Below are 22,907 nucleotides of genomic sequence, written 5' to 3' on the forward strand. Positions count from 1 at the left end.
CGCAGTGCCCTAAGTCCGGCCACGGCCCCTGCCCACGACTTTGGTCATGGCGCGCACCAGGTTTCGGGGCACCATCCGCCCTGCGGTGGTGAGCACCTTGTACTGCACACCTGGGATGATCACGACCTTCTCGTTCTTCGCGCCTTCCCCGACATGCGCCATCGTCTCGCGAACCACATCGTCGACCTCGAGCCAGAACCATGACGGTGTGCCGTCCATGTCGATGCCCGCCCGCTGGTGAAACTCGGTGCGGACGAAGCCCGGACACACGGCGTGCACCCCGACTCCGGTGCCGCCCAGGCCGTTGGCGAGGCCCTCGGAGAACGCGACCACCCACGCCTTGGACGCCGAATACGTCGACCCGCGGCCGGGTAGGAGACCGGCGACGCTGGCGACGTTGATCACCGTGCCGCGGCCGGCGTCCAGCATCGGGGGCAGCGCCGCGTGCGTCAGCTGCATGACGGCGGTGACGTTGACGTCGAGCTGCGACTGCAGCAGGGCGTACTCCGCGCTCCAGAACTCCCCCGAGGTTCCGAAACCGGCGTTGTTGACCAGCACCTGAACACCCGCGGCGAGCCGGTCGGCCACCTTCGCGCGGTCGGCGGCCTCGGCGAGATCGGCGGTGAGCACTTCGACGGCCGCACCGCCTTCATCGCGCAGTTCGGCGGCCAGGCGCTCGAGCCTGCCGGCGTCGCGCGCGACGAGCACGAGATCGTGACCGTCGCGGGCGAACCTGCGCGCGAAGCCGGCGCCGATGCCGGACGTCGGTCCGGTGATCAGGGCGACGGGGCGAGACATGGCTTTCAGGCTACTTCCCCGGGCACAAGCTCCGGGCGGCACTTACCGCTGGTAGTGCGGTGACTGCCGGCCGTTGCGCGACGGCGGTTGACGCCGCGCGTCGGGCCGTGGGGGCGGCTGCTGGGGATAGCGCGCCTCGGGCCGGGGCGGTGCGTCGATGCCCGGTGCCGGCTCACCGCGGCCGGCGGCGGGGGTGAGCGGGCGGCTCGGCGACCCGCTTCGCCGGGCCAGCGCGGCCTGGCTGCCCTGACTCGCCATGGCCTGCGGGGTCGGCGGCAGGACACGCAGGAGATCGTTGAACTGACGCACGGTGCGTAGCCCCTCGTCCCACTGGGCCCGCGTGCTGGTCACCGGCATGGAAACCAGCGTCCAATGCTCCTCGTTCCACATGATCTCGGCGCAGTCGGGCGCGGTGTGGGCGAAGGTCACCATCCGCCGGTCGCACGCGCGTCGCGCGGCATCGAGGTTGGTGGAGTAGACCATGCGCGGGCCGATCGCGCCGAGCAGCCAGATGTCGTTCTCCCGAGGCTCTTTGATGCCCTTGAGCCGCAGGTCGACGACGACGTTGGTGCCGACCTTGCGGTGCAGGGCGATCACCGTCGCGACGTCTTCGAGGTCGAAGATGAACACCGCCTCGCCGCGGATCTGTCCGAGGACGACGTTCTTGGCCGTGACATCGCCGACGGTCGACATCACGCCGCGCTTCCAGCGTTGGACGATGTCGGCCGATTCGTGTTCGTAGTCGAAGCCGTGCGACTTCGCCCAGGACTTGCGCCGGCGCCCCAAGCCCCGTCGACGGTCGATGTCGACGTACAGCAACACGGCCGCACCGACGAAGCAGAGCGCGGACAGCGTGAACCAAAGCGGGACCATTGCGCTCTAGCCTACTTGCAGGTAGCGCCGAATCCAGAACTCGTGCTGGTCACAACCCGGCATCTTGCGATATCGATCGCGCGAAATTGCATTCCAGCAGGTGTCTATTCGACATTTCGCTGCCGGAATGCAATTTCGCGGGCGAACGAGGGCGTCAGCCCAGGACCAGGGAGTCGCCGTCGGGGCTGACGTTGACCGGCACGATGTCGCCGTCGTGCACGTCGCCGGCCAGCAGCATCTTGGCCAGCTGGTCGCCGATGGCCTGCTGGATCAGCCTGCGCAGTGGACGGGCGCCATACTGCGGGTCGAAGCCCCGCTCGGCCAACCACTTCTTGGCGGGCAGCGACACCTCGAGGGTGAGCCTGCGCTGCTCCAACCGCTTGGCCAGCTGTGCCAGCTGGATGTCGACGATGTGCACCAGCTCCTCGGGGTTCAGCCCGTCGAAGACGATCACGTCGTCGAGCCGGTTGATGAACTCCGGCTTGAACGCCCCGCGCACGGCGGCCATCACCTGCTCCTCGGTCCCACCGGCACCCAGGTTCGACGTCAGGATCAGGATCGTGTTGCGGAAGTCGACCGTACGGCCCTGGCCGTCGGTCAGCCTGCCCTCATCGAGCACCTGCAACAGCACGTCGAACACGTCCGGGTGAGCCTTCTCGATCTCGTCGAACAGGATCACCGTGTACGGGCGACGCCGCACCGCCTCGGTCAGCTGACCACCCTGGTCGTAGCCGACGTAACCCGGAGGCGCGCCGACCAAGCGGGCCACCGAATGCTTCTCGGCGTACTCGCTCATGTCGATGCGGACCATCGCCCGCTCGTCGTCGAACAGGAACTCCGCCAGCGCCTTGGCCAGCTCGGTCTTACCGACACCGGTCGGGCCCAGGAACATGAACGAACCCGTCGGCCGGTTCGGGTCGGCGACCCCGGCACGGCTTCTGCGCACCGCATCAGAAACCGCCGTCACCGCTTTCCTTTGCCCGACGACGCGCTTGCCCAGCTCGTCTTCCATGCGCAGCAGCTTGGCCGTCTCGCCCTCGAGCATCCGGCCCGCCGGGATGCCGGTCCACGCCGACACCACGTCGGCGATGTCGTCGGGTCCGACCTCCTCCTTGAGCATCACGTCCTCACGCGCCTCGGCGTGCGGGAGCGCCGCGTCGAGCTTCTTCTCCACCTCGGGGATGCGGCCGTACCGCAGTTCGGCGGCGCGCTCCAGGTCGCCGTCGCGTTCGGCGCGATCGGCTTCCCCTCGCAACGACTCGAGCTGCTCCTTGAGCTCGCGCACGATGTCGATGGCGTTCTTCTCGTTCTGCCAGCGGGTCGTGAGCTCCGCCAACTTTTCTTTGTGGTCGGCAAGTTCAGCGCGCAGCTTTTCGAGGCGTTCCTTGGAGGCGGCGTCCTCCTCCTTGGACAGCGCCATCTCCTCGATCTCGAGCCGGCGCACCAACCGCTCGACCTCGTCGACCTCGACGGGACGCGAGTCGATCTCCATGCGCAGCCGCGACGCGGCCTCGTCGACCAGGTCGATCGCCTTGTCCGGCAGGAACCGCGAAGTGATATAGCGGTCGGACAGCGTCGCCGCCGCCACCAGCGCGGAGTCGGTGATCCGCACACCGTGGTGCACCTCGTAGCGGTCCTTGAGCCCGCGCAGGATGCCCACGGTGTCCTCGACCGACGGCTCACCGACGTACACCTGCTGGAACCGGCGCTCCAGTGCGGCGTCCTTCTCGATGTACTTGCGGTACTCGTCGAGCGTGGTCGCCCCGACCAGGCGCAGCTCGCCGCGGGCGAGCATCGGCTTGATCATGTTGCCGGCGTCCATCGAGCCCTCACCGGTGGCACCCGCGCCGACAATGGTGTGCAGCTCGTCGATGAACGTGATGATCTGACCCGCCGAGTTCTTGATGTCGTCGAGCACGGCCTTGAGCCGCTCCTCGAACTCGCCGCGGTACTTCGAGCCGGCGACCATCGAGCCCAGGTCCAGGCTGACGACGGTCTTGTCGCGCAGGCTCTCCGGCACGTCGCCGGCCACGATGCGCTGGGCCAGGCCCTCCACGATCGCGGTCTTGCCGACGCCGGGCTCACCGATGAGCACCGGGTTGTTCTTGGTGCGACGGCTCAGCACCTGCACGACGCGACGGATCTCGGTGTCGCGGCCGATCACCGGGTCGAGCTTGCCCTCCTTGGCACGCGCGGTCAGATCGGTGGAGTACTTCTCCAGCGCCTGATAGGTGCCCTCGGGATCGGGGCTGGTGACCCGGGCGCTGCCGCGCACCTTGACGAACGCCTCACGCAGCGCCTGCGGGGAGGCCCCGTGACCGCTGAGCAGCTTGGCCGTATCCGAGTCACCGGTGGCCAGCCCGACCATCAGGTGTTCGGTCGAGACGTACTCGTCGTCCATCTCCGTCGCCAGGTTCTGGGCGGCGGTGATCGCGGCCAGAGCCTGCGGAGCGAGCTGCGGCTGCGAGGCCGCGCCGCTGGCGCTGGGTAGCCGGTCGAGGAGTCGTTGCGCCTCCGCGCGGATCGTCGCCGGTTCGACGCCGACGGCCTCGAGAAGGGGTGCGGCGATGCCGTCGTTCTGAGTCAGCAGAGCCATCAACAGATGGGCGGGGGTGATCTGCGGGTTGCCCGCGGCCGTGGCCGCCTGCAACGCCGCGGTCAGCGCCGCCTGAGTCTTGGTCGTCGGGTTGAACGAGTCCACGACACCTTCCCTTTCCTGGGTACGTGAGCTTGGCAAAAATGCTTGTCGGATAGTTCAACGTCGTCAATCTTGAGTCTGTTCCGCTCAAGTCTAATCAATTTCCGGCCTGATTACCGTCCCTTGTGCCGTCATCGGAACAACACGCCGCACAGCTGTCACAGTTTTCACATCTGTATCAGCGACGCTTGTTCCATGCGTCGACTTTCCGCCGTGCTCACGGGCATCGCGCTGAGCGCGGTCGCCTCGACAGCGTTGGCTGCCTCCGCTTCAGCGGCCAGCGATGAGGATCAGGTCCGCGCGGTGCTCGCCGGAATGAACGGCTCCTACAACCGCGCGGATTTCGCATCGTTCGCCGAGCACGTCTGCGCACCCATGCGCCGGGCCGCGGGGTTCGAGGACGAGTGGCACGCCAGCCGCACGGCCGACGGTCCCACCCGGATCTCGGTCAGCGCGGTGACGGTCGCGGGCCAACCCGTGGTGTCGGCCGTCGCCACGGTGCGGTTCTCTGCCGCCAACCAGCCCACCGCCAAGACCTTCGACATCGACTTCCGGCGTGAGGGGGGCGAGTGGAAGGCGTGCCAGTACCACCCCACGCGATCGATCTGACCGTGATGATCGCCGACGCCTCCCGTGGACCTCGACCGCTGCCGGTCTCCTGAGTCCACCAAATGGACGCCAAGACTGACGACGACACCGTCGCCACGGTCATCATCGGGCAGCGGATCCGCGCCGGTAAGGAGCGGGAGTTCGAGCGCTGGCAGCACGACCTCAACCGCGAGGCCTCCCGGTATGCCGGTTTCCTCGGCGCCGAGGTCAACCCTCCCACCGCCGTTCAGCCCGAATGGGTGGTGGTCTATCGGTTCGATTCGATCGCTCACCTGCAGGCGTGGCTCAACAGCGCCACCCGACAGGACCGGCTGAGCACGGGCCGGGACTACCTTGACGGCCCGGCCACCCAGCAGGTCGTCGGCGGTCGGGCCAAGCCGGACGATGCGCTGGTGACCGCGGTCGTCAGCCACCGCGTCAGCGCCGATCAGGTGGACGACTTTCTCGCGTGGCAGGAGCGACTTCGGTTGGCCGAGAACACCTTTCCCGGCTTCCGCGGTAGCGAGCTGTTTCGCCCCGTGCCGGGGGTCCAGGACGAGTGGACCGCCATCTACCGCTACGACACCGCCGCCCACCTCGACCGGTGGCTGGGCTCCAAGGAGCGGCGCGACCTCCTTGCCGAGGGCGAGAGGTTCTCCGACTTCGAACTGCGCACCGTCGACAATTCGTTCGGCAGCTGGTTCGCCTTCGACGAGCACGGCAGACCGGCCCCACCACCCTCGGACCTCAAGACGTCGATCGCGGTGTGGGTCGGCCTGTATCCGACCGTCATGCTGCTCACCATCGCCCTGTCCCCGCTGCGTCTGCCGTTGTGGTTGAACCTGCTCGTCGGAAACCTGTTGTCCAGCTTGATCATCAGCTTCGTCGTCATGCCCTACTACGTGAACCCGCTGCTGGGAAACTGGCTGCGTCCGCCGCCGGACGTGCCCCCGGCACGGACCAATGTGCGCGGCCTCGCGACCGTCGCGATCACCATGTTGTTCTGGGCGCTGACGTTCCACTTCGCGACGGTCGTCCTCTGGCGTCTGCACTGACACCGGACCCGAGGTGCCGCGACGCGCGCACCGCATGTGGCGGTAAGAACCGCACCAACAGCGGGCATTCCGATAATGTTCGGCCTCGTGGACACGGGATCGTTGCTGACTGAACTGATTCCCTTGGCTTTGGTGGTCGCGCTCTCGCCGCTGTCGATCATTCCCGCCGTCCTCGTGCTGCACACAGCGCGCCCGCGGCCGACCGGGCTGGCCTTTCTGGCGGGTTGGATCATCGGGCTGGCATTGCTGACGAGCATCTTCCTGCAGGTGTCGAGCTTGATGGGCGGGCGCGAGGGTCACCCGCCGGGGTGGGCGTCCTGGTTGCGGATCGTGGTCGGTGCGGCACTCATCGCGTTCGGCCTGCACCGGTGGCTCAACAGGAAGAAGTCAGCCCACAAACCCAAATGGATGCAGAGCCTGAGCACGCTGACCCCGCTGCGGGCCGGGGGTGCGGCGATGGCCTTGACCGTCGCCAACCCGAAAGTCTTGTTCATCTGCGCCGCAGCCGGTTTGGCGATCGGCACCGCCGGCGGCAGCGCACGCGACGACTGGCTGGCCGTCGCCTGGTTCGTGATCGCGGCCGGATCGACGGTCGCGCTGCCGATCCTGGCCTATGCGGTCTCCGGTGATCGCCTCGACCGACCGCTGAGCCGGCTCAAGGACTGGATGGACAGCCAGCACGCCGTCCTCACGGCGGGCATCCTCGTCGTCATCGGTCTCATGGTGCTGTACAAGGGCATTCACGGGCTATGACTCGTCGAACGTCGGCAAGCCGAGCTCGGCGGCGCCGGCGGTCAGGTACCGCGTCACCGTCGGCGCCAGGAGCCGAACCAGGTCGTCGTCGGGCAGCGTGGCCAACGGTGGGATCTTCATGACGAAGCGCAGTATCGCCGTGCCCACGAGTTGGCTCGCGGCCAGCAGCGCGCGCAGCCGGGCCTGCTCTGTGCCCCCGAGCTCCTGGGACACCGCGCTCAGCACATAGTCCTGCATGAACCCGCGGAACGCCTCGTGAGCATCGGAGTTCGAGGTCGCCGACTGCAACATCGCGACCATCGTCGGACCCGATTCGGGTGACTGCCAGATCCGCAGGTACGCCCGCACCATGCGAGTGCCGATGTCGGGGTCGTCATGGGAGTTCCCGGCGAGCGCGGAGACCAGCGCCCCAGGGTCGACGACCACGTTGAGCGACGCCCGGAACAGCTCGGCCTTGGACCCGAACAAGTAGAGCACCATCGAGGGGTCGACGTGGGCGTCGCGGGCGATGGCGCGCAGCGTCGTCTTCTCGTATCCCTCGGCGGCGAACCGCTTGCGCGCCGCGGCGAGCACCGCGTCGCGCGACACCGGCTCGCCTTCGCGGCGGCCTCGGCGACGGGCCGTTTTCGCTGGTGACGCCATGCCCCGAGATTATCATTTCAATGCCTGTTGAAAAGTGTGGCCCGCGGAGTTACGCTGCCGCTACGCATTAATTCAACGACGAATGAAAAGGCGGCCGACATGACCATCGAAACCCCCGCGCGGTCCATCCACCACACATCACCGGCGCACGAGCCGCGTGCCGCCATACGGGCGACCGGCGTGGCCGTGGTGCTCACCGTCGTCATCGCGATCGTCGCGTTGGCCTTCGCACTGCCCGCGGCCCGCACCGCTCCGCACCACGTGCCGATCGGCGCGGCGGGCCCGCAGGCGGCGAGCGGGCAAGTCGCCGCCACGATGGAGCAGCAGGCCCCGGGCGCGTTCTCGTTCACCTATTACCCGAGCGCCGGCGCGCTGCGCGAAGCGATCCGCGCCCGCGACGTCTACGGCGGCATCGCCCTCGGACCTGAGGGCCCCACGCTGATGATCGCGACCGGTGGCAGCCCGATGATCGCCCAGGTGTTGACCCAGATCGGCAACGGCATCGCGCAGAAGACCGGTGCCCAGTTGCGCGTCGAGGACCTGGCGCCACCGACCGCCGACGACCCACGCGGCGCCGGGCTGGCCGCGTCGGCGCTGCCAATCACCCTCGCCGGCCTCCTGCCCGCGATCGCGCTGATGTTCGCGCTCAAGCGCGAAGTGTGGACCCGGTTCGCCACCGCCGTGGTCTTCGCCGGTGTCGCCGGCCTGACCATCGCCGCGCTGTTGCGCTGGGTGTTGGGGTCGATCGACGCGAACTTCTGGGGAGTCACCGGTGCGCTGACGCTGGGCATCCTGGCGACGGGGCTGACCCTGCTGGGCTTGGGATCGCTGTTCGGCCGCGTCGGCTTGGCGCTGGGCGCGGTTTTGGCGCTTCTCGTCGGCAATCCGCTGTCCGGCCTGAACAGCGCCCCGGAACTACTGCCGAGCGGCTGGGGGCAGTTCGGGCAGTTCCTGCCGCAGGGCGCCAACGCCACCCTGCTGCGCTCGGCGGCGTTCTTCGACGGGGCGGGCGGCGCGGTGCCGGTCATCGTGCTGTCCTGCTGGACCGCCCTGGGCGTGGCGCTGATCGTGCTGGCGGCACTTCGCCAAAGAAGGGCGCGACGCGCCTGACATACACTCGGGCCGCGTGGGACTCGACGACCGTGACGCGCTGCGCATGCTGCGCGACGCGGTCGACCCCGCTCTTGGCGACGACCTGATCCGACGCTTCTACACCCACTGGTTCGCGATCGACATGTCGGTGCGCGACCTGTTCCCGCCGGACATGGACGAGCAACGCCGGCGGTTCGGGCAGGCCGTCAGCTGGGTTCTCGGCGAACTCGCCGCCCAGCGGGCGCAGGAGCCAGTGGCATTCCTCGCCCAGCTGGGCCGCGACCACCGCAAATACGGTGTCACACAACGGCATTACGACAGCATGCAGACCGCTCTGTATGCCGGCTTCCGCAATCACTTCGCCTCGAGTTGGAACGACCAACTGGCCGAGGCCACGCATGACGCGGTCGCGTTGATGATCGGGGTGATGCGCGGCGCCGCCGACGCCGAGGACGGCCCGCCGTTCTGCGACGGCACGGTCATCGAGCACCTGCGCGTCACCCGCGACGTCTCCGTCGTGCGGCTGCAACTGGACCAGCCGCTGTTCTACCACCCGGGCCAATACGTGACGGTCCAGGTTCCGCAGTGGCCGCGGCGGTGGCGGTACTTGAGCCCGTCGATCCCGACCGAACCCAGCGGCGGCATCGAGTTCCACATCCGCTCGGTGCCCGGGGGGATGGTGAGCACCGCGATCGTCGCCGAGACGACACCCGGCGACCGGTGGCGGCTGTCCAACCCACACGGCGCGCTGCACGTGGACCGCGACGGCGGCGACGTGTTGATGGTGGCGGGCAGCACCGGACTAGCGCCGCTGCGGGCACTGATCATGGACCTCACCCGCTGGGGGGTCAATCCGCGGGTGCACCTGTTCTTCGGCGGACGGTATCCGTGCGACCTCTACGACCTGCGCACGCTGTGGGAGATCGCCTCACAGAACCCGTGGCTCTCGGTCACACCGGTCTCGGAGTTCAACGTCGACCCGCCGTGGGCCGCTGACTACCCGGATGTGCAGCCGCCCCGCGGCCTGCACGTGCGACAGACCGGCGTGCTGGCCGACGTGGTGACCCGCTACGGCAACTGGGGCGACCGGCAGATCCTCATATGTGGCAGCCCCGCCATGGTGACGGCGACCAAGGCCGCCCTGATCGCCAAAGGGGCGCCCCCCGAACGTATTCAGCACGATCCCCTGGCCTCCTGAAACGTCGCGCGGCGGCCGCGGCACCCGTACACTCCGATCAAGATCAACGATCGGGGGCTCAGATGGCGACGATGCGAGCCGCACGCATGCACGGGTACAAGCAGCCGCTGCGGCTGGAGGAGATCCCCATACCCGACATCGAGCCGAACCAGGTGCTGATCAAAGTCGGCGGCGCAGGCATGTGCCGCACCGACTTTCAGCTCATCGACGGCTACTTCAGTCTGCCGATGCCGCTTCCGGTTACGCCGGGTCACGAAGTTGCGGGCACCGTCGACCGGATCGGTGCCGACGTGCCGGCGTCTGCGGGCCTGTCGGAGGGGACTCGCGCGGTGGTTTTCGGCCCACTCGGAGACGGGTCGTGCCGCCAGTGCCACCGCGGCAACGAACAGATCTGCAACCAGGGCCACTGGGTCGGCTTCGGTCCGCACGGCGGGTACGCGGAGTACGTACCGGTGGCGTACCAACAGGTGATACCCGTCGGGGCCGACCTGTCACCGGTGTCGCTGGCGCCGCTGACCGATGCGGGCCTGACGCCGTACCGCGGGCTGAAGAAGCTGCGTGCGGCGGGTGTGCTCGGGCCCGGAACGACGGTGGCGGTGATGGGTGTCGGCGGCCTCGGCGCGTACGCCGTCCAGTACGCCAAGCTGCTCGGGGCGGGTGCGACGGTGGTCGCCTTCGCCCGCAGCGACGAAAAGCTGGCGCTGGCAACCGAAAACGGCGCCGACCACACGGTCAACACCAGGGGTAGGACCGACGATCAGGTGCGTGATGCGCTCGAGCAGGCCACCGGCAGGCGCGAGTTCGACGCGGTGATCGAGTGTGTCGGTGCCGAGGAGAGCATCCGATTGGCCTTCGCGCTGCTGGCCACCGAAGGTGCGGTCGCGTCGGTCGGCCTGGTGGGCAACCGCGTCGACATCCCGCTGTTTCCGGTGGTCGGCAGGGAGTACACGTTCTTCGGGTCGTTCTGGGGCAATTACACCGACCTGACCGAGGTCGTCGCGCTCGCCGAGGCGGGCAAGATCAAGGACAGCGTCACGCAGGTCCGCTTCGAAGACGTCAACGACCACATCGACGCGCTGAGCCGCGGCGATTTCGTCGGCCGTGCGGTGATCGTCTACGACTGAGCCCGCTGAATTGTGCATCTGGCGACGGTTTCGGCGCTCCGAGCGTCGCCAGATTCACAAACCGGTAAGGGGCCCGACTCCACGTGCGCAGCGTGCGACGATCGTCTTGTGATCGACTTCGACGCCGTCACGCTGAGCGATCCGTCGTCGGACCTGACCGCGACGTTCGTGCCCGCCGCAGGCATGGTGGGCACGTCGTTGGCGGAGTCCGGTGACGAGTTCCTCGGTCAGCGCCGCGGTTTGACCGCGTATGTGAACAACGGCAAGACCATGGGGATCCCGATCCTGTATCCGTGGGCGAACCGGTTGAGCGCCAACACCTATGAAGTCGACGGGTCCGTCGTCACCCTGGCTCCGGGCACAGGTGGTGTGCGGACCGATGAGCACGGTGCGCCGATCCACGGCGTGCTCGCCGCCTACCCCGGCTGGGAGGTCAGCGACCGTGCCGACAACAGCCTGACCGCGGTGCTCGACTACGGCGCCGACGCGCAACTGCTCGCGGCGTTTCCCTTCCCGCACCTGCTCACCCAGCACGTGGTGCTCGAGGACCGCAGGCTCGCCATCGAGACCACGGTGACACCCACCTCGTCGACGTCCGTACCGCTGTGCTTCGGCTATCACCCGTACGTGAAGATCCCCGGTGTGCCGCGGGAGGAGTGGGTGCTGAGCACCCCGCCGATGCGCCATCTGCCGGTGGACGACAAGGGCATACCCACCGGCGCTGACGAGCCCTGGCCCGGTGGTGAGCAGACCCTGATGGTCACCGCCTACGACGACGGTTTCGACCAGGTGCCCGAAGGCGCGGTGTTCACCCTCGCCGGAGGTGGCCGCCGCATCGACGTGACATTCGAAAGCGGCTATCCCGCAGCGCAACTCTTCGCGCCCCCGAACGACGACCTGATCGGTATCGAACCGATGGCGGCGCCGACGGATGCGCTACGCAGAGGCGGATACCGAAAAGCGGCCCCCGGCAAGCCGGAGACCGCTCGGTTCTCGATCACGATTCGCTGACAGAAGCTCTACTCCGCCTGACGTCGCCGCCGACCCGCTCCGGGCTGCCAGACCACCACCGCGGTGCTCTTCGGCATCACTGCGAGGTCGCGGCGCGGAGAACCCCGCAGCGCCTCGACTTCCTCGGTCAGCTCCCGCACCCGCGCCTGAAGCGCCTCGACCTGGTTGGTCAGTTCGATGATGCGCTTGATGCCTGCGAGGTTGACGCCCTCGTCCTGGCTCAGCCGTTGCACCTCGCGGAGCAACTCAACGTCGTGCTGCGAGTAACGCCGACCGCCGCCGGAGGTGCGCTGCGGACGCACGAGCCCGAGCCGGTCATATGTGCGCAGCGTCTGGGCATGCATGCCGGCGAGCTCCGCGGCGACGGAGATCAGGAACGTGCGGGCCTCGTCGTTGGACCGTTTCGCCGCCATTACGCACCTGCCCATCCGGCCCGCGGATCAAAGCCAGTGGCCCGCTCCGCCTTCGCATAGGCCTCCAACGCCTCGGCCGCCTCGCCCTCCAGGTTCGGCGGCACCGCCACCTTCACCGTCACCAGCAGATCACCGTGTCCGCCAGAGCGTTTCGGCACACCGCGACCGCGCACGCGCAGGATGCGTCCGTCCGAGGTGCCCTTGGGTACCCGCACACCGACCTTGCCTTCGAGCGTGGGCACCGAAAGGGTTGTCCCCAGCGCCAATTCGTGGAAGCTGACGGGTACGGTGACGGTCAGATCGTCGCCGTCGCGGCCGAACACCTTGTCGGGCCGCACGTGAACGGTGACGTACAGGTCGCCCGACGGTGCGCCGCGCAGACCCGCTTCGCCCTGGCCGGCCAGCCGGATCCGTTGACCGTCCTCCACGCCCGGGGGGATCCGCACGTTGATCGTGCGGGTGCGGGTGGTCACGCCGGTGCCCTTGCACTCCTGGCAGGGGTGCTCGATGATCGACCCGCTGCCGCGGCATTCGGTGCACGGCTCGGAGAATCCGAACGCGCCCTGGTTGCGGTTGATCACACCGGACCCGTTGCAGTTCGGGCAGACCTTGGGGCTCGTTCCGGGACGGGCGCCGCTGCCATGACAGTTCGTGCACGGCGCGGGACTGGTGAGCCGCAACGGCATCGCCACGCCCTTGGTGGCTTCCAGGAACGACAGCTCGGCCTCGGTCTCGAGGTCGTTGCCGCGGCGCGGCCTGCTGGGTCGCGCCTGTTGTGCGCCGCGGCCGAAGAGCCCGCCGAACAGGTCGCCGATGTTCGCGCCGCCGGTCTGTCCGGCCGCATCGAACAGGTCGTTCAGGTTGAACTCGACGCCGTCGCCGCCACCGAAACCGCCGAAGCCCCCGCCCCCGCCGAACCGGCCGCGGCCGAATCCGCCGTTGGCGAACAGGCGCCGGGTCTCGTCGTACTCCTTGCGTTTGGCCGGATCGGTGAGCACCTCCTTGGCCTCGGAGACGGCTTTGTACCGCTCCTCGGCGGCCGAGTTCCCGGGGTTGCGGTCGGGATGGTTTTCCGCGAGCAGCTTTCGGGCTGCCCGTTTGATGTCCTGATCGCTGGCGTCAGAGGAGACGCCGAGCTCCTTGTAGAAGTCCTTCTCGACCCATTCACGCTGGGCCATACCGCGTCACCTCCTTCCGCTTCTGTAGGTTTATCGCACTCTCACTTCAGATTTTGCTGCTTGCCGACGATTCGCGTCGGATCCATCGTCGCCGATGAGGCGAAGGTGGCGCAGGATTCGTCGCTCTCGGCGATTCCGCGCCACCTCCTCATCACTCGGCTTCGGCTTCCGGCGCACCGTCGCCCGAGGCGGTGTTGCCGCCGTCCTCGGGAACCGTGTCCACCACCCCGACCAGGGCATGGCGTACGACTTGGTCGCCCACCTTGTAGCCGCGTCGCATCACGTTGCCGATGACGGGGTGAGTGCCCTCGCCCTCGTGCTGCACGGCCTCGTGAAGTTCGGGGTCGAAGTCGTCGCCCTCGGCACCGAATCCCGAAAGACCCAGCCCCTCAAGGGTGTTGACCAACTTGTCAGCCATCGCCTTGAGCGGTCCGCTCTCGAGGTCACCGTGACTTCGCGCGCGGTCGAGATCATCGAGGATCGGCAACAGCTCTGCGATGACCGAAGCCTTCGCTCGGTCCGCCGCCACCTGCTGATCGCGCAACGCCCGCTTGCGGTAGTTCGTGAAATCGGCCTGCACCCGCTGCAGATCGGCGAGCAGTTCGGAGGCCTTGTCGGCCTCCTCCCCTGCCGCCGTCGCTGTGGGCTCGTCCGGCGCCGAATCCGGCGCCGGACCCGAACCTGCTTCTCTCACTTCACCGGTGACCGGATCGATGCGCCGTTTGTCGGTGACGGTCACCGGCTCGTGCGGATCGTTTCCTGTCACTTGTTCTCCTTGTCCGAATCATCGTCGACGACCTCGGCATCCACGACGTTGTCGTCCGCCGCACCGGCGTCCGCACCGCCGCTCGCCGCCTGCTCGGCCTGGGTGGCCTCATAGATGGCCTGACCGAGGGCCTGCGACTCGACGCCGAGCTTCTCCATGGCGGACTTGATCTCACCGATGTCGGTGCCTTCCAGCGCCTTCTTGGCATCGGCGATCGCGGCGTCCACCTTGGCCAGCGTGTCCTCGGGGACCTTGGAGCCGCCTTCACCGCTCCGCTGTTCGGAGACGAACTTCTCGGTCTGGTAGACCAGCGACTCCGCCTGGTTGCGGACGTCGGCCTCCTCGCGACGCTTGCGGTCCTCCTCGGCGTGCGCCTCGGCGTCCTTGATCATCCGGTCGATCTCGTCCTTGGACAGGCCGGAGCCTTCCTGGATGCGGATCGTGTTCTCCTTGCCGGTGCCCTTGTCCTTCGCGGTCACGTGCACGATGCCGTTGGCGTCGATGTCGAAGGTGACCTCGATCTGGGGCACACCGCGCGGAGCCGGCGGGATACCGGTCAGCTCGAAGCTGCCGAGCAGCTTGTTGTGCGCGGCGATCTCACGCTCACCCTGATAAACCTGGATCTGCACCGACGGCTGGTTGTCGTCGGCGGTGGTGAAGGTCTCGCTCCGCTTGGTCGGGATCGTGGTGTTGCGCTCGATCAGCTTGGTCATGACGCCACCCTTGGTCTCGATACCGAGGGACAGCGGCGTGACGTCAAGCAGCAGAACGTCCTTCACCTCACCCTTGAGCACACCGGCCTGCAGGGCGGCGCCGACCGCGACGACCTCGTCGGGGTTGACACCCTTGTTGGGCTCCTTGCCGCCGGTCATCTCCTTGACCAGATCCGACACCGCGGGCATGCGGGTCGAGCCGCCGACCAGCACCACGTGGTCGATGTCGGACACCGAGATGCCGGCGTCCTTGACCACCTGCTGGAACGGCTGGCGGGTGCGGTCGAGCAGATCCTGAGTGATGCGCTGGAACTCCGCGCGGGTCAGCTGTTCGTCGAGGAACAGCGGGTTCTTGTCCGCGTCGACGGTGATGTAGGGCAGGTTGATCGAGGTGCTCTGGCTCGAGCTCAGCTCGATCTTGGCCTTCTCGGCGGCCTCACGCAGCCGCTGCATCGCCATCTTGTCCTTGGTCAGGTCGATGCCGGAGGTGCCCTTGAACTTGTCGACCAGCCACTCCACGATCCGGTCGTCCCAGTCGTCGCCGCCCAGGTGGTTGTCGCCACTGGTGGCGCGCACCTCGACCACGCCCTCACCGATCTCGAGCAACGAGACGTCGAACGTGCCGCCGCCGAGGTCGAAGACCAGGATCGTCTGTTCCTTCTCGCCCTTGTCCAGGCCGTACGCCAGCGCCGCCGCAGTGGGCTCGTTGACGATGCGCAGCACGTTGAGCCCGGCGATCTGCCCGGCTTCCTTGGTGGCCTGCCGCTGGGCGTCGTTGAAGTAGGCGGGCACGGTGATGACGGCGTCGGTGATGTCCTCACCGAGGTAGCTCTCCGCGTCGCGCTTCAATTTCTGCAGCGTTCGGGCGCTGATCTCCTGCGCCGTGTACTTCTTGTCGTCGATCTCCACGGACCAATCGGTGCCCATGTGCCGCTTGACCGAACGGATGGTCCGGTCGACGTTGGTCACCGCCTGGTTCTTGGCGGGCTGGCCGACCAGCACCTCTCCGTTACGCGCGAACGCGACGACGGACGGCGTGGTGCGGGAGCCCTCGGAGTTCGCGACGACAACGGGATCGCCACCCTCCAGTACCGCGACGACGGAGTTGGTGGTCCCGAGGTCGATTCCGACCGCACGAGCCATGTTGGTTCCTCCTGGAATAGTCCTGCTTGTTGGGGTCTGAGTGCACCGCACTCAAGCCTGCGCCGACGAACCCTACCCTGTCAACTCAAACTTGAGTCTGTTTCACTCAACTGTCGAATCGGTCAACGGGCCTCCTCGCGGATTTGTTCCCGCGGCGTAGCGTCGGACGCGATGTGTCAGTACTGCGGGTGCCGTGACCTGCCGCTGATCCGCGACTACATCGCGGAGCACGCCCATGTCCTCAACCTGGGCGGCGAAGCCGTCCGGCGCATCGACCGCGGCGACCTCGACACCGCGCGACGGCTGTTGGCCGAGATGGCGCAGGAGCTGGAGACCCACTGGCGCGGGGAGGAGAACGGCCTGTTCAAGGTGCTTCTGCGCGACGAGCTGTTCGCCGAGCACATCGAGCCCCTCATCCGCGAGCACCGTGAACTCGCCGCGCTCCTCGCCGCCGTGGACCCGACCCGCGAGGCCGATCAGCGCGCCATCCGCGACGCCGTCGAGGACCTCTGGGAGCACACCCGAAAGGAGGAGGACGGCATCTTCCCCGCGTCGATCACCGAATTGGACGGCGAAGACTGGGATGCGGCGATCGCCGCGTGGCACGAAGCCCATCCCGGCCGGCAGATGGTCAGGTGGGGCGTGTGACGCTCGCCCGTCCCTAAGGTGGAGAAATGACCGCCGCACAACGGGAACGCGCCGCACTCGTCGAGACCATGCGCGAGGTCGGACCGGACGCCCCCACCTTGTGTGGGGACTGGACCACCCGGGACCTCGCCGCGCATCTGGTGGTACGCGAGCGCAGGCTCGACGCCACCCCGGGGATCATGATCCCCGCACTGGCCGGATACACCGACAAGGTGCAACGGCAGACCGCGCAGACCGACTGGCAGGAACTGCTCGACAAGGTCGCCTCCGGCCCGCCGCTGTACTCGCCGTTCAAACTGCTCGACCCGGTGGCCAACATGGGCGAGATGTACATTCACCACGAGGACGTCCGGCGCGCGCAATCCGGTTGGGAGCCAAGGCCTCTGGATGACAGCACGGTCAGCGCTCTGACACGTTCGCTACCGCTGATGGCGAAGATGACGTTGGCCAAGGCGCCCGCGCGGATGACGCTGAAGACACCGCAGGGCAAGGTGCTTGCCACGGTCGGAAAGGGGCAACCGCTGACCGTCGTCGGCGAAGCGCAGGAACTGCTGCTGTTCATCTCCGGTCGCGACGAAGTGCGCCTGGACTTCGACGGCGACCCGGCGACCGTCGAGGCGGTGCGCGCAAACCGCCGCGGGCTGTGACCCGTCGATCGTGCCTAAGCTGGCGTCCGTGAGCTCATCGGTGGATTTCCGGGTTTTCGTCGAACCGCAGCAGGGCGCGTCGTACGCCGACCAGCTCGCCGTCGCGCGAGCCGCCGAAGATCTGGGCTTCTCCGCCTTCTTCCGGTCCGATCACTACCTCGCGATGAGCGGCGACGGCCTGCCGGGCCCGACCGACTCGTGGGTCACGCTGGCGGGTATCGCGCGCGAGACGTCGACGATCCGCCTGGGGACGATGGTGACCTCCGCGACCTTCCGATTTCCGGGCCCACTGGCGATATCGGTCGCCCAGGTCGACGAGATGAGTGGGGGCCGGGTGGAATTCGGCCTCGGCGCGGGCTGGTTCGAGGCCGAACACCAGGCGTACGCGATCCCGTTCCCGTCGCTCGGCGAACGATTCGACCGGCTCTCCGAACAGCTCGAGATCATCACCGGTCTGTGGACGACGCCACGGGGCGAGACGTTCGACTACACCGGCCGGCACTACACGGTCGCCGACTCTCCCGGCCTGCCCAAACCCGCGCAGTCACCGCATCCGCCGGTGATCATCGGCGGCCAGGGCGCCAAGCGCACGCCGGCACTGGCCGCGAAGTACGCCACCGAGTTCAACGTCCCGTTCGTGCCGCTCGACACGGTCAAGACCCAGTTCGAGCGCGTCGCCGCGGCGGTGTCCGATGCCGGGCGATCCCCCGATTCGATGACGTACTCCGCGGCGTTCGTGCTGTGCGCCGGCCGCGACGACGGCGAAATCGCCCGCAGGGCGGCCGCGATCAACCGCGAGGTCGACGAGTTGCGGAGCAACTCTCCGACGGTCGGCACGCCCGCCGAGATCGCCGACAAACTCAGACCATTCCTCCAGGCCGGAGTGCAGCGCATATACCTGCAGGTTCTCGATATGTCAGACCTCGATCACCTGGAGTTCGTCGCTCGCGAGGTGCTGCCGCAGCTTCGCTGAGCAGGCGCGCGCGGGCGTGCGGCCCTACGATCAGTGGCCGTGCCCGGCGGTGACAGCGACGACGACCGCGGTGGGAACCCGCCGCCGCAGCCCTGGTACAACCGCACGCCGGAAGTCGTCGGCGCGAGCCTGCTGGGCCTGCTCGCGATCGGAATCCTGGTGCTGGCGGTCTCGTTCGTCACCGGCCGATCGAGCGAGCCGCCGCAGGCACCGCTGAACTACGAGCCGACATTCACCGCAACCGAGACCCGGACATCCACCACCGCGACCCCCACGATCACCACCACCAGTCCACCGGAGACGACCGAGATCAACGACCCGACGCCCTCGGGAACGACGTCGGGCACCGAGACGACGTCGGGCAGCGAGACGACGACCACCAGCGAGGCGACGACCAGCAGCGACACGACGCCCACCAGCGAGGCCGACGAGGACGAGGATCCGACCACGACCCGCACGACGCGCCGACCCCGGACGAATGTGACGCGCACGCTCTATCCGTACCCCTGAGCGCCTACTATCGGTGGCCGTGGCGCGATACGGACCCCCCGACGACCCGAACCATCCCGACAACGAGCCGACGGCGTACCTCAATTACGGCGACGGCGGGCCCGGGTTGCCTCCCGAGGAGCCGATTCCCTGGTACCGCAAACCCGCGGCGCTGGTCGCGTTCGGCGCCATCGGCGCCCTGCTCGTCGCCCTCATCGTGTGGGGGCTGGCCAGCCTGATCAGCGGCAATGACTCCACCACCGAACCGACGTCGTTGACGCCGTTGACGACGACGCGGACCGCCGCACCGGTCACCACAACACCGTCACCCCAGACGGTGACCGAGACCATCACCGCACCACCGGCCGCGCCGACCACCACGGAGCCGACCACCACAACCACCACGACGACCACGACGACCACCCCTCCGCCGACCACGAGCATCAGCACCGAGACCAGCACCGAAACGGTGACCGAGACCGTGACGGCGCCGCCGACCCCTTAGGCCCGGTGCTGCGCGGCGTACGCGGCCACCAACGCCTCGGCGCTGCGGACCGCCGCCCGGCATGCCCTGGTGGTGAACGGGTCGTTCAACGGATGCTCGGCGCGCCGACGCCAGCGCTGTGCGGCCGCGAACGCCGCACGCGGCCCGTCGTACGGATTGTCCGGCTGCAGCCCGAGCCTGCTGGCCGCGTCGGTGCCCGAACCACCAATGATCCGGCGCAGCGAGGCCATCTCGTCGTCGTTCAATGTTGTCGGCCGCGAACGTAACTGACTCAACAGCCGCAGCTCCTCGAACGCGTGCGTGTCGGCGAGCAGCGGGTCGATGTCGGCCAGTATGTAGGGCGTCGCGTAGATCGGGTTGGCCTGCACGAACTGCCGCAGCGACAGCAGCGCGGTGTGCGCCTTGAGCAGATCCGACCGCTGCGCGAACTGCTGATCGATCACCTCCCGCAGCGCCACCAATCCGCTGCGTTCCAACAACTCATCGGCCAGCGCCACCGAATCGCTGACCCCGGCGCGCAGCACCGCGATCGAGATCCGGATCCCGAACATGCCGAACCGGTCCAGCAACGCCGCCCGCGTTGCGGCGTCCACCGGCAACTGGCTGTCGTCGCGGACGAAGCGGTCCACCGACAGCATCGCCTTGGTCAGCTCGGCGGCGTCCACCCCGGCCAACTTCTCCAGCGCGACGAACTCGCTCTGCCGCAGCGTCCGTGCCGTCAACGCCAACAGGCCGGACACCGGCACCACCGCCTGACACGTCCCGGTCCGCTCCATCTCGGCGGTGAACCGCGTCGCGACGTCCTTGGCCGACAGCATCGCATCGATGCGCCCCGCCCCGATCTCGTCGGCGCGAGAAGCCACCCCGATCACGCCCAACGCGCCCGCGGAACCACCGACCAACTCACCGATCTGCTTGAGCAGCGCGATATCGGCGGCGTTCAGCGTCCGCAACAGGAAGACCACCGCATCGACCCTTGGCACCCCGTCCTCGGGGACCAGCAGGCGCAGGGTGCGCTCGGAGACGTCGCGCGACAGCGACGACGTACCCGGGGTGTCGATGATCGTGGTGTCGATCAGCTCGGCGGCCGGCCACTCCACGTCCAGGTCGACGATGTCTCCTGGGTCGAGCGTGGCGAAGTCGAACGTCAGCCCGCCCTCGTTGGGATCGCGCCCGATCGGCACGTTGGACCGCCTGCCGCCGCGGTGGTTCGCGGTCACCTTCGGTGTGGGACCGTGCCGGAACCACGTGACGATCCGGGTGGCCTCGGTGGCGTCCGTCGGCGCAATGTCCTCGCCCACAAGCGCGTTCACCAACGTCGACTTGCCCGCCTTGAGCGTGCCGGCCAGGGCGATCCGGATCGGCTGGTTGAGCCGACCACCGATGCGCTCCAGCTCGTTGTGCACATCGGGGCGATGACCATACGCGGGATCGGCCTGGTACGCCTGGATGGTTCCACCCAGGATCGCGCGCACCTGGTCGCTCGTGCTCATTTCGCGCTGCCCACCAATGCTCCTGGCTGCCCTCCGGCGTTCGGCGATGGCCAAGAGTCCAGCTTATGCACCGACGCCGCTACGTGGTCCCGACGGGTTCGGGCGCCGATTCGGTGCGCATCAGTTTGGTGGCGTGCTCGGTGACCTGGTCGAGGATGTTCAGTTGGCGCTCGAGTTCCTTGATCCGGCCACTGCGTTCGGCCTCCTGGACCTGCGCGGCGGCGATGGTCGCCTGCAACGACTCGTTGAGTGATCTGGAGGTCTGGTTGGCGATGCCGCGGTAGTGGTCGCGCAGCTGCCGCTGGATGGCCTTGAGCCGGTCGCGCGATTCCTTGCCCACCGCGAACTGGGTGTCGTCGAGGAATCGGCGGGTGTTGGTCTTGGCCTCGTTGCGCACCCGCAGCATCCGGTTCTCCATGTTCTCGCGGTACGCCGTCCGCCCCATCAGTAGACCCGCCCCCAGCGAGATCGGGTTGAACATGCCCAGGCCCGCGAACGACGTCATCATGCCGAACATCAGGACGCCACCGTAGGAGCCCTGCATGCCCATGGTCAGCTTGCGTCCCGCGCGGACCGGCTTGGCCTCCAGCTTGCCCAGCGATTTCATCTCGCCGAGGCTGGCACCCATCCGGCTGGGGTCGAGCTGGGGCATGCTGACGGCGTCGAGACCCGCCTCGATGAACGTGCGCGCGACCTCGGCGGCCAGCGCCTCGGCGCGTTGATAGGCCCAGACGAAGTTGTCGCCCACGGCCGTGGCGACCGCGTTCTCGAGTTCGGCGCCGATCTCGGCCCAGTGATGTGTCGGGTCGCAGGTGTCGATGACCTTTTCGATGTGCTGGCCGATGATGCGGAACCGCCCGCGCAGATCGTGGTCGACATCGGCGGTCAGATCGGCGATCCCGTCGTTGAGCACCTGCTGCCACAGCGCGGTCTGCTGCAAGGCATCCTGAGCCTCCTGCTTGCGCCGCTCGAGGTCCTCCTTCAGCCGGTCACGCGTCTCGGGGTCGTTGAGTGCGGACAGCTCGGCCTTGACCTTGAGCGTCAAATGTTCGGCCGCCGAATAGATCTCGTTGACGACGTGGTCGCGGATCCGGCCGTTCTGCAGCGCCAGCACCTGCTCGCTGAGGAACTTTACGATGGCCGGGAAGTTCGACTCTTCGTTGAGTTCCTTGTCGTTGAGCGCGATCGCGTGGCTGCGTAGCAGTGAGGAGGCCGGGATCATCGGCACGTTGACACCCGCACGCTGCAGATGCGCCTTGTTGGCATCGACGATCTGGCGCCAATGCGGATACAGGTCGGTCTTGGTCGCGATTATCGTTGCGACAGGGCAGATCTCGAAGGCCTGCCGCATGAACGTCATCTCGGGCTCGGTGAACTCCTGGCTGGTGTCGCTGCACATCAACAGCGCATCGGCGTCGGGCAACAGACCCAGCGTCGCGGAGAGGTGAGGTTGGCCGTGCCCGCCGACGCCCGGGGTGTCGACGAAGGCGAGCCCGTTCTTGAGTAGCGGGCTGGCCGCGGTCACCTCCACCCGGATCACCTCACGACCATGGGCCTGCGGCGCGCGACGCAGGTCGTTCTTGATGTCGGCCATCGGGATCTCGACGGCCTCGGGTTCCTCGCCCTCGCCGCGCGCCACGATGAGCTTGGCGGCGGCGGTCTCGCCGTAGGTCACCACGGTCGGCAGCACCGTGCTCTCGTCGTCACCGACCCGCGAGACAGGAACGTTGAGAAGCGAGTTCAACAATTGGCTCTTGCCCTGTTTGAGCTGACCGGCGATCACCACCCGGATCTGCGCGTCGGTGATGCGGTCCTTGGCCTTGGCCAGCCGCTCGACCAGATCTCCTCGGTCGTTGGCAGTGGCGATCCTGCTGGTGTGGTCGATCAGTTCGACGATGACTCTGGTTTGTTTGGCCGGGTCGCCGGCCGAAGTCTGTCTGGCCGGCTTGCCGGCCGAAGTCTGTCTGGCCGGTCGTGGGTCGTTGCCTTGCGTCATGAAGTCCTCGCGTCCGGGTGGGCCGGTGAGTCAACGGTAGACGTGCCGACTGGCGGGGATCGTGGATTGATCCCCGCCAGTGGCGTTGTGTGGTTGGACTGGCGTTGTGTG

The 22,907-nt window shown here is 67.8% G+C and carries 22 protein-coding genes; 12 read left to right on the plus strand and 10 right to left on the minus strand.

What is annotated here, in order from left to right:
- Positions 1-9: 9 nt before the first annotated feature.
- The 3 genes from AU072_RS18345 to clpB all read right to left on the minus strand — a co-directional run bounded on the left by AU072_RS18345 (position 10) and on the right by clpB (position 4,372).
- The gene (locus AU072_RS18345; RefSeq protein WP_064415122.1) at positions 10-798 is read right to left on the minus strand and encodes an SDR family NAD(P)-dependent oxidoreductase; all 789 of its coding nucleotides are present in this window, start codon (positions 796-798) and stop codon (positions 10-12) included.
- Between the two features lie 42 nt (positions 799-840).
- Positions 841-1,671: a trehalose monomycolate transport factor TtfA gene (ttfA, locus tag AU072_RS18350; protein WP_064415123.1), complete on the minus strand. Its 831-nt coding sequence runs from the start codon at positions 1,669-1,671 to the stop codon at positions 841-843.
- Between the two features lie 154 nt (positions 1,672-1,825).
- Complete coding sequence (gene clpB, locus AU072_RS18355; protein WP_064415124.1) at positions 1,826-4,372, minus strand: ATP-dependent chaperone ClpB; 2,547 nt, start codon at positions 4,370-4,372, stop codon at positions 1,826-1,828.
- A gap of 192 nt (positions 4,373-4,564) precedes the next feature.
- On the opposite strand from clpB, the gene AU072_RS18360 reads away from it, so the two are divergent.
- From AU072_RS18360 to AU072_RS18370, 3 genes are all read left to right on the plus strand, one after another.
- Positions 4,565-4,978, plus strand: coding sequence for an Rv0361 family membrane protein (locus AU072_RS18360; RefSeq protein WP_064415125.1), 414 nt, complete (start codon positions 4,565-4,567; stop codon positions 4,976-4,978).
- Positions 4,979-5,040: 62 nt separating this feature from the next.
- Positions 5,041-6,012 (plus strand): antibiotic biosynthesis monooxygenase, encoded by a 972-nt coding sequence (locus tag AU072_RS18365; protein ID WP_064415126.1) that lies wholly within the window; start codon positions 5,041-5,043, stop codon positions 6,010-6,012.
- Between the two features lie 102 nt (positions 6,013-6,114).
- Entirely contained in the window at positions 6,115-6,765 is a 651-nt protein-coding gene (locus tag AU072_RS18370; RefSeq protein ID WP_407937613.1) for a GAP family protein, read from the plus strand.
- Here AU072_RS18370 and AU072_RS18375 read toward each other — a convergent pair.
- Complete coding sequence (locus AU072_RS18375; RefSeq protein ID WP_174523832.1) at positions 6,760-7,407, minus strand: TetR/AcrR family transcriptional regulator; 648 nt, start codon at positions 7,405-7,407, stop codon at positions 6,760-6,762. The genes AU072_RS18370 and AU072_RS18375 overlap by 6 nt on opposite strands.
- A 99-nt stretch (positions 7,408-7,506) precedes the next feature.
- On the opposite strand from AU072_RS18375, the gene AU072_RS18380 reads away from it, so the two are divergent.
- From AU072_RS18380 to AU072_RS18395, 4 genes are all read left to right on the plus strand, one after another.
- A complete protein-coding gene (locus AU072_RS18380; RefSeq protein WP_064415128.1) occupies positions 7,507-8,517 on the plus strand; it encodes a hypothetical protein in 1,011 nt (336 codons plus the stop codon).
- A 16-nt stretch (positions 8,518-8,533) separates the two neighbouring features.
- Complete coding sequence (locus AU072_RS18385; RefSeq protein WP_064415129.1) at positions 8,534-9,697, plus strand: FAD-binding oxidoreductase; 1,164 nt, start codon at positions 8,534-8,536, stop codon at positions 9,695-9,697.
- A gap of 62 nt (positions 9,698-9,759) precedes the next feature.
- Positions 9,760-10,821: an NAD(P)-dependent alcohol dehydrogenase gene (locus AU072_RS18390; protein ID WP_235629981.1), complete on the plus strand. Its 1,062-nt coding sequence runs from the start codon at positions 9,760-9,762 to the stop codon at positions 10,819-10,821.
- A 108-nt stretch (positions 10,822-10,929) separates the two neighbouring features.
- Positions 10,930-11,832, plus strand: a complete 903-nt coding sequence (locus AU072_RS18395; RefSeq protein ID WP_064415130.1) for an aldose 1-epimerase — start codon at positions 10,930-10,932, stop codon at positions 11,830-11,832.
- Between the two features lie 8 nt (positions 11,833-11,840).
- Here the strand turns inward: AU072_RS18395 and AU072_RS18400 are convergent, their stop codons facing one another.
- The 4 genes from AU072_RS18400 to dnaK all read right to left on the minus strand — a co-directional run bounded on the left by AU072_RS18400 (position 11,841) and on the right by dnaK (position 16,045).
- Positions 11,841-12,245, minus strand: a complete 405-nt coding sequence (locus AU072_RS18400) for a heat shock protein transcriptional repressor HspR (RefSeq protein ID WP_064415131.1) — start codon at positions 12,243-12,245, stop codon at positions 11,841-11,843.
- Entirely contained in the window at positions 12,245-13,423 is a 1,179-nt protein-coding gene (gene dnaJ / locus AU072_RS18405; protein ID WP_064348310.1) for a molecular chaperone DnaJ, read from the minus strand. The genes AU072_RS18400 and dnaJ overlap by 1 nt, the downstream gene beginning before the upstream one ends.
- 151 nt (positions 13,424-13,574) lie before the next feature.
- Positions 13,575-14,189, minus strand: coding sequence for a nucleotide exchange factor GrpE (grpE, locus tag AU072_RS18410; RefSeq protein ID WP_064415132.1), 615 nt, complete (start codon positions 14,187-14,189; stop codon positions 13,575-13,577).
- Positions 14,186-16,045 carry a molecular chaperone DnaK gene (gene dnaK, locus AU072_RS18415; protein WP_064415133.1) on the minus strand — a complete coding sequence of 620 codons (1,860 nt, stop codon included), beginning with the start codon at positions 16,043-16,045 and terminating at the stop codon, positions 14,186-14,188. Before dnaK ends, grpE begins: the two co-directional genes overlap by 4 nt.
- Positions 16,046-16,216: 171 nt before the next feature.
- Here dnaK and AU072_RS18420 point away from each other — a divergent pair, with 171 nt between their 5' ends.
- From AU072_RS18420 to AU072_RS18440, 5 genes are read left to right on the plus strand one after another with little or no spacing between them, the layout of a single operon-like run.
- Positions 16,217-16,693 (plus strand): hemerythrin domain-containing protein, encoded by a 477-nt coding sequence (locus tag AU072_RS18420; protein WP_064415134.1) that lies wholly within the window; start codon positions 16,217-16,219, stop codon positions 16,691-16,693.
- Positions 16,694-16,719: 26 nt separating this feature from the next.
- The gene (locus AU072_RS18425) at positions 16,720-17,340 is read left to right on the plus strand and encodes a TIGR03085 family metal-binding protein (RefSeq protein WP_064415135.1); all 621 of its coding nucleotides are present in this window, start codon (positions 16,720-16,722) and stop codon (positions 17,338-17,340) included.
- Positions 17,341-17,368: 28 nt separating this feature from the next.
- A complete protein-coding gene (locus AU072_RS18430) occupies positions 17,369-18,313 on the plus strand; it encodes an LLM class F420-dependent oxidoreductase (RefSeq protein ID WP_064415136.1) in 945 nt (314 codons plus the stop codon).
- 39 nt (positions 18,314-18,352) lie between these two features.
- Complete coding sequence (locus AU072_RS18435; protein ID WP_235629982.1) at positions 18,353-18,823, plus strand: hypothetical protein; 471 nt, start codon at positions 18,353-18,355, stop codon at positions 18,821-18,823.
- A gap of 19 nt (positions 18,824-18,842) precedes the next feature.
- The gene (locus AU072_RS18440) at positions 18,843-19,307 is read left to right on the plus strand and encodes a hypothetical protein (protein WP_064415138.1); all 465 of its coding nucleotides are present in this window, start codon (positions 18,843-18,845) and stop codon (positions 19,305-19,307) included.
- Here the strand turns inward: AU072_RS18440 and AU072_RS18445 are convergent.
- Together AU072_RS18445 and AU072_RS18450 are read right to left on the minus strand one after the other, a co-directional pair.
- Complete coding sequence (locus AU072_RS18445; RefSeq protein WP_064415139.1) at positions 19,304-20,800, minus strand: dynamin family protein; 1,497 nt, start codon at positions 20,798-20,800, stop codon at positions 19,304-19,306. The genes AU072_RS18440 and AU072_RS18445 overlap by 4 nt on opposite strands.
- Before the next feature lie 79 nt (positions 20,801-20,879).
- Positions 20,880-22,796: a dynamin family protein gene (locus AU072_RS18450; protein ID WP_082681048.1), complete on the minus strand. Its 1,917-nt coding sequence runs from the start codon at positions 22,794-22,796 to the stop codon at positions 20,880-20,882.
- Positions 22,797-22,907: the final 111 nt, after the last annotated feature.

The sequence above is a fragment of the Mycolicibacterium novocastrense genome, from assembly GCF_001499835.1.
GTDB classification, from domain to species: domain Bacteria; phylum Actinomycetota; class Actinomycetes; order Mycobacteriales; family Mycobacteriaceae; genus Mycobacterium; species Mycobacterium novocastrense.